This is a genomic window from Amycolatopsis sp., assembly GCF_036008905.1.
Classification (GTDB): domain Bacteria; phylum Actinomycetota; class Actinomycetes; order Mycobacteriales; family Pseudonocardiaceae; genus Amycolatopsis.
In genome coordinates this window covers 24,031-30,330 of record NZ_DASYMU010000228.1, presented here as the reverse complement: position 1 = coordinate 30,330, position 6,300 = coordinate 24,031, and the positions used below count along the sequence as shown (strand labels likewise).

The following is a 6,300-nucleotide window of genomic DNA, read 5'->3' as shown; positions in this document are numbered from 1 at the left end:
CATCGCCATCGACAACGCATCCAGCGCCGTCCCCACCGACCCCATCGCGACCGACGCCCAGTCACCACTCTCGATCGCCGACTTCAAATCAACCGCCGACTCCATCAACGAAATGCCGGTATAGGCCTCCGTCGAGCTCTTCACATCGGCGACCAGCGGGTTTCCCATGAAAAAACCATCCCTGCGACTACGGCGAAGCCTTACGCTCGCACCGATTGTTTTCTTGTTAGGCGTGTCCCACCCGACAAACAGTGAGAGCGGTTATGGAATGCGACGAACCGTTTCGCGCGTGAGGGAATGCGGTCCTCGGCGTTCATATTTCTATACACGTACGCCGGGCCCGGACAGTTCACCTCGGAAGACCGTCAGGCAAGGTCGCCCGGAGGTCGGAGCCCGGGTTCCGGCGGTTCCGCGGTGCCCCAGCCGGTTTCTCCGGTAACCGGGACCGTTTCGGTCAAGACGGCGCACCCTTCAGGTCTACTAGCCCTTCGGCCGAATCAGTTCAACCTAACATCCTCCGGCCTCACGGTTGGGCCAAACGGCACCTTTGGTCACAGTAAGTGCCTCTTTGCCCGCGGCGGCGCCTCGACCAGCGAGGGGACGACCGGTAACGCACCGGCCATCCCCGCCGACGAGCTGTGCGGACGTCGCGCCGCCCTGCCCCCGCGCTCGGCCGAGGGTTGACCGGGCCGTTTCCGTCCAGGTTGGCCGGCTGGGTCGTAGCCGGTGAGGATCGTCTGATTGTTGCCATCGGTCGCGGAGACTTTCCCGCCGTCGGCGTCATACACGGCCGACGTGCTGTGCCCGAGCGGGTCAGTTGCCCGTAAGGGTTCTAGCCGCCACATTCGACCAGGTGCTGACCGGCTTCCGGCCAAGCACCCCACCGTTGACCTGCCCGTAGGGCACGATGGGCAGCATGGTGGAGATCAGCTTCCTGACCGAATCCGACCGCGCCTCCTGGGAAGTGCTGACCCGTGGCAAAGACACCTACTTCGAGGTCGAACGCAGCGACGACGACTACGAACGGACCTGGCGACGGCTGCTCGACGACGAGCAGATACGCGGGATCGCCGCCCGGCTGGACGGCAAGATGGTCGGCGTCGCGCACTACCTGTTCCACGCCAGTGTCTGGTATGCCGGGAAATGCTATCTGGCGGACCTGTTCGTGGACACGGAAATCCGGCGGCGAGGTGTCGCGACGGCAATGATCGAGTGGGTGGCGCGGGACGCCAAGGAGCGCGGCTTCCCAAGCCTCTACTGGAACACACTGGAAGACGCCCCAGCTCGCGCGCTGTACGACAAGGTGGCCAACTTCCACAAAGGGTTCATCCACTACGCCTACCGGCGCGACGCGAACCTGGACTCCGCCCCGCGCTGAGGGGGCGACCAGTGGGTCAACCGTCGTGCGGTGTGGACACTCGGTTGGCGACTTCTGCGGCGTAGCCGGGCGGGTGCTGCCTGCATCCTGTGCTGGTGATGGCGTGCAGCACGCCGCCGCCGGCCATAGGCGCGGGTGCCGATTCATCTACTGTTGCGTAGTGCCGTTCCGTGCCCATTAGCGCAGGTCAGAAGGCGGCTCGCCCGTATTCCTATGTGGATGGTCCTCAGGGGTGCTTTTGGGGAATGACCGTGTTGGTCGAACCGGGCCGTCCACGATCCGGCTCCGTAGTTCCTGACGGTTCTCTGTTTTGGAACAGATACCTCGAGAGTGGTGTCCATTTAGGTTCGAACCGGAGCCTATAGTGTGCTGTGTTGGCTATTGATTACTCCATTGGTTCCGCGTTAGTTTTCGGTCTATTGCGTATGCGCCGGATTTCGACGGTCGGTGCGGAGCTCGCGCGGGAGACCGGGTTGCGCGGCGGGTCGGTTTACAAGGTGCTTGACCGGTTTGCCCGGCGCGATCCGAGGTCTACTTGGGTGCCATTGCCACGTCTCCGCCTGAGACGTGAGTCACTGGTCCGGGTTTCAACACCGGCGGTTCTCGGCGCGTATCCCTTGACGTCTGAACACCGAGACAGGGAGATGTTCGTGCGGCTACCGGGGCAGCGGGTGAGCGTGGACGACGAGCAGGAGTCCGTCCGTACGGAGCGTGACGTGCGCGTCGCGTACTCCCGTTACGGCGGCGAACTGCTGGGCTTCGCGCTGAACGCGCTGGATGACCGGCAGCTCGCAGAGGAGGTCGTCCAGGAGACTTTCGTCCGGGCGTGGCGATCGGGCAGCGAGTTCGACGTGTCGCGCGGCAGTCTGCGAACCTGGCTCTACGCGATCGCCCGAAACGGGATTGTCGACGCCCTCCGCCGCCGGAAAGTCCGGGAGCGTCACCGGCCGGTCGACCACATCGACCTTCCGGCTCCGGACCGGTTCGATCAGTTGCTCACCAGCATCCAGGTCGACGAGGCACTGAACCGGCTGACCGCCGAGCATCGCCACGTCGTCGTGGGAGTGCATTTTCACGGCCGAACTTGCGCCGAGTTGGCCGACCAACTCGGCATCCCGGCGTCGACCACGCGCAGCAGGCTGTACTACGGCGTCCGCGCTCTGCGCCTCATCCTCGAAGAGAACGGTGGGCTCGCCCGATGAACTCCCGCTGCGACTCCCGCCTCGGCGAGATTACCGAACAGCTGATGCTCGGCCGGCCGTTGACGGGGGAGATGTCCCGGCACGTCGCCTCCTGCCCCGGATGCGCCCGCGAGGTCGGCGAGATCAGCGAGGTCGTGGCGATGCTCGTGCGAGCCGAGCCGTCAGTGGCACAGGCTCCGGTGGTCGTACCGCTTCCCCCGCTGCCCGAACTCGGGCCCCGGCCCACCCGGCACCGGACGGGCCGGCGGACGGCGCTGTTCGCGGCAGCGGCGGCGCTCGTGGCCGGCCTCGCAATCGTCCCGGTAGTCACCGCGTCCGACGACGCACCCGCGGATACAGTCGCCCTGGCACGCACCGGCTACATGGTGACTCGCCCCTGGGGGACCGAGGTCCCCATCTCCCTGACCGGGGTGCGTTCGGGGCACACCTACAACCTGATGACCGAAGACACCGCAGGCCATCGTGTACCCGCCGGCAGCATCCGCCCGGCGTCGGACGAACCGGTCCATACCCGGATGGTCACCGCGATGAGCCGTGAGTCGATCGCCGTTCTGCTCGTGGAGGACCAGCAGGATCGTCAGATGGTGAAGGCACCGATCGACGGGCCGTTCGCCGCCGGTACGTCCTAGCCGGCCACGCCTCTCCGCATTTCACCCACGTCCCGTGGGGCCGCCGGCCCGACGGGTGGTTCCCGCACGCCTATATGGAGGAAAGATGTCCCTGAAACGCCGTATCGGCTGGTCGGTGGCCGGCCTTGTGACCGCCGGCGCGACCGCGCTGTCCGTCGCGGTCCTGGTTCCCTCGGCGCAGGCCGGTCCCGCCGACTCCGCCACAACGGTAGCCGCGGGCAAACCGATCCCGGTGTCGTCGCACGACCGCGTGTACACCGCCGACCAGACATCCAACACCGTCAGCGTGATCGACCCCTCGACCAACAAAACCCTCGGCACTATCGCCCTTGGCGCCCAGCGGCTCGGGCAGGTGCTCAACCCGCAATACACCCAGGACGTCGGCGTGCACGGGCTCGCGTACTCCATGGACCACAAACGGCTCGCCGTCGTCAGCATCACCAGCGACGGCGTCGACATCATCGACACCGCCACGAACAAAGTGGTCAACCACACCGACGTCGGGCGCGCCTCCCACGAAGGCTGGTTCACCAACGACGGCAAGCAGTTCTGGGTAGCCGCCCGCGGAACCGACACGGTGACGATCGTCGACGCGGTGCACGGCGGCGTGATCACCAACCTTCCCGTCGGCGCGGGACCGTCCAAAGTGGTCATGAGCCCCGACGGAAAGCTCGCCTACATCAACCACATCGCGCTACCCGAGATCACCGTCGTCGACGTCCGGTCGCACCGCATCGTCGATCACATCACCGGCCTGGCCGACCCGTTCGCCTCAGACCTGGCGATCTCACCCGACGGCCGCGAACTGTGGGTACCGCACAAGCGAGCCGGCAAGACAACCGTCGTCGACCTGGTGCACGACAAGATCCAGGCGGTCCTGACCACCGGACCGGACACCAACCACCCGAACTTCGCCGACACCCCGGCCGGCTCCTTCGCCTACCTCACTGTCGGCGGGCTCGACGAGACCCTCGCGTTCCGCCGCACCGCCTACGGAACTCCCACCCTGGTGAGCACGATTCACAACACCGGACACGCCCCGCACGGAATCTGGCCCAGTGGCGACGGCACGCGACTCTACGTGGGCATGGAGAAGTCGGACGCCGTCGATGTCATCGACACCGGGACGAACAAGGTCGTCTCCACCATCGGCGTCGCCCAGGAACCGCAGGCTTTGGTCTACGTTCCCGGAGCCTCGCCCGACGGCACGGCCCTGAACCTCGGACACCAGGGCGTCGCGCAACAGGCCACCAATGTGCCGACGACGCTTCCTGACGGTCGTGACGGCGAAGCGATGGATCCGGTGAAGGGCCGTGGTCTGGAGGCGACCGTGCGTCCGGTGGCCGGTTTGGACATGATCCAGCTGCAAGCGCGAGGACTCCAGCCGGCCGCCACGTTCCGCGCGTCCAGTGTGGACACCGATGGCAGGCAGACCCCGGTGGTGACGTTCCAGACCGACGCCAACGGCAACGCGCCTCAGGTGCTGGCCTTCGCCGTCTTCACCGGCAAGAGCATCGCCATCCAGGCGACCGGCGGCACCGACCGCCCGACGTCCGCGGTCAGTGACATGCACGGCGCAGGCAGCGCCACCGGTGTCACCTCCGCTGATCTGTTCTACTGCGACTGCTGCTGCTGAGAGGCGTCGATGAAATGTCAGTGCTCAGGGGACGCGCGGCCCCTGCTGCCGGAGTTCGAGGTGACGCTCTACCGCGTCGCACAGGAGGCCTTGGCCAACGCGGAAGAGCACGCTCAGGCGTCGCGGATCGGGGTGACACCGTCCTATTCGGACGAGGTGGCGCTGCTCGACGGCGTCGACGGCGTCGTCGGCTTCCGCCCCGGCGACCGCGGTGACGGCACCGGGTTCGGCCTGGAGGCTATGCGCCAGCGCGTCCGGCGAGTGGCGGGGAAGCTCTCGATCGAGAGCACACCGGGCGGCGGCACGGTGGTCAGCGCCCAGGTCCCGGCGATCCCGGCTTCGTGACCCGGAAGTTGCTCCCTTTGCCGGGCAACCGGCCGCCGCACTCCCGCGTGTTGATCGATGCAGGTCGAGGGAAAGAGAGAAACCATGAAACTCAAGTCCTGGGTGCGGTTCGCGGCGCCGGTCGTCGCCGCACTTTCGGTCGCGGTGCTGGCGCAGCCCGCGCAGGCGGCGATCCGCATCGGGTGGCGCCCGACGGTCCTGCCGTTGCCGTCCGGCGGCAGCAGCGGGTTCCTGACCGGGTCGAACGGCAAGGGGGAGTACACGGGCACGTTCACGATCAGCGGCGTGCAAACGGTCGTCAGCTGGCGCAACGGGCAGCCGGTGGTGCGCGGCGTGCCGAGCGGCTACGAGGCGGCGCTGGCCGAGGACGAGAACCCGGCCGGCGTCGTGGTCGGCACGGCGCACGACTACGACACGATGATCAGCCGGGCGTACACGCTGGACGCGACCGGGTTCCACGTCAAGGACGTCCCGGCGGGCTACGAATCCGTGTACGGCGTCGCGATCAACACGCGCGGCGACGTGCTCGGCCGGGCCAGGCGGTTCAGCGGCGGCACCGAGAGCGACGCCGCGGTCCTGTGGCGAGTGGAGGGCAGCGCGCCGGTGCTCATCCCGAGCACGCAGGACACGTACTACGCGCGCGACCTCGACGAGGACGGCGCGATCCTGTTCGACTCGGGCAACAGCTCGGCGCTGTGGAAGGACGGGGTCGTCCGGCACCTGTCACCGAGCCCGGCCTCCCAGGCCTGGGGCTACGCGATCCGCAACGGGGTCGTGGTCGGGACGCGGATCTGGGGCGGCGTCGAGCAGGCGGTGCGCTGGGCGTCCCCGGACGCGGCGGCGGTCGGGCTGGCGGGCGGCGGAAGGGCGTTGAGCGTCAACCTGGGCGGCCTGACGACCGGGCTGGTGCCGAACCCGTCGGGCCCGGTGATCGTCGGCAACGCGATCGTGTGGCGCGCCACGGCCCCGGGCGAGGTTCGCGCGCCGAGCGGCTACTCGACGTTCGAGGCCTCGGTCGCGGCCGACGACGGCTCGCTCGCCGGGTTCGCGACGAACGGCTCGAGGGACTCCGGCGGCGTGCCGGTGGTCTGGCGCCTGACGCCGTGACCT

At 67.7% G+C, this 6,300-nt stretch carries 6 protein-coding genes; all 6 read left to right on the top strand.

Annotated features, from left to right (window positions below):
* Window positions 1–916: 916 nt before the first annotated feature.
* Window positions 917–1,378, top strand: coding sequence for a GNAT family N-acetyltransferase (locus tag VGP60_RS37430; RefSeq protein WP_327552951.1), 462 nt, complete (start codon window positions 917–919; stop codon window positions 1,376–1,378).
* A 650-nt stretch (window positions 1,379–2,028) separates the two neighbouring features.
* Window positions 2,029–2,580, top strand: a complete 552-nt coding sequence (locus VGP60_RS37425) for a sigma-70 family RNA polymerase sigma factor (RefSeq protein ID WP_327552950.1) — start codon at window positions 2,029–2,031, stop codon at window positions 2,578–2,580.
* Window positions 2,577–3,209 (top strand): hypothetical protein, encoded by a 633-nt coding sequence (locus VGP60_RS37420; RefSeq protein ID WP_327552949.1) that lies wholly within the window; start codon window positions 2,577–2,579, stop codon window positions 3,207–3,209. Before VGP60_RS37425 ends, VGP60_RS37420 begins: the two co-directional genes overlap by 4 nt.
* Window positions 3,210–3,294: 85 nt before the next feature.
* The gene (locus VGP60_RS37415; protein ID WP_327552948.1) at window positions 3,295–4,845 is read left to right on the top strand and encodes a hypothetical protein; all 1,551 of its coding nucleotides are present in this window, start codon (window positions 3,295–3,297) and stop codon (window positions 4,843–4,845) included.
* 60 nt (window positions 4,846–4,905) lie between these two features.
* Window positions 4,906–5,190, top strand: a complete 285-nt coding sequence (locus tag VGP60_RS37410) for an ATP-binding protein (RefSeq protein ID WP_327552947.1) — start codon at window positions 4,906–4,908, stop codon at window positions 5,188–5,190.
* Window positions 5,191–5,274: 84 nt separating this feature from the next.
* Window positions 5,275–6,297 carry a hypothetical protein gene (locus VGP60_RS37405; RefSeq protein ID WP_327552946.1) on the top strand — a complete coding sequence of 341 codons (1,023 nt, stop codon included), beginning with the start codon at window positions 5,275–5,277 and terminating at the stop codon, window positions 6,295–6,297.
* Window positions 6,298–6,300: the final 3 nt, after the last annotated feature.

What these genes read in the sequence shown, in the direction of transcription:
- VGP60_RS37430 (WP_327552951.1), top strand. Translation starts at nt 917, where the DNA reads ATGGTGGAGATCAGCTTCCTGACCGAATCCGACCGCGCCTCCTGGGAA.
- VGP60_RS37420 (WP_327552949.1), top strand. Translation starts at nt 2,577, where the DNA reads ATGAACTCCCGCTGCGACTCCCGCCTCGGCGAGATTACCGAACAGCTG.
- VGP60_RS37415 (WP_327552948.1), top strand. Translation starts at nt 3,295, where the DNA reads ATGTCCCTGAAACGCCGTATCGGCTGGTCGGTGGCCGGCCTTGTGACC.
- VGP60_RS37405 (WP_327552946.1), top strand. Translation starts at nt 5,275, where the DNA reads ATGAAACTCAAGTCCTGGGTGCGGTTCGCGGCGCCGGTCGTCGCCGCA.